This is a genomic window from Parendozoicomonas sp. 2304DJ65-17 (assembly GCF_058148445.1).
Map to the genome: position 1 here is coordinate 1 of NZ_JBYVJV010000032.1, position 342 is coordinate 342.

General features: G+C 46.5%; 1 protein-coding gene. It reads left to right on the forward strand.

Features of this window, described 5'->3' with window-relative positions:
* On the forward strand, positions 1 to 342 hold a 342-nt coding region (locus ACY2RR_RS24415; protein ID WP_490110812.1), incomplete at both ends, for a hypothetical protein.

The following is a 342-nucleotide window of genomic DNA, read 5'->3' on the forward strand; positions in this document are numbered from 1 at the left end:
TGTGTGGGTGGGGTTGGTGGGGTTGGGGTTGTTGGTGGTGTTGTTTTTGTTGGTTTTGTGGTGGTTGGTGGTGTTGGTGTTTTTGGTGGTGGTGTTTTTGTTGGTTTTGTTGTTGTTGTTTGGGGTTGTTGTTTTGTGGGGTGTTTTGTGTTTGGTTTGTGTTGTGTGTTGTGGGGTTGTTGTTTGGTGTTGTGTTTTTTGGGGGGTGGTTTTTTTGGGTGGTTGGGTTTTGTTGTTGGGTGGTTGTGGTGGTGTTTGGGGTTTTTGGGTTGTGGTTGGTGGTGTTGGTTTTGGGGTTGTTGGGGTTTTTGTTGGGGTGGGTGGTTTTTGTTTTGGTTGTTG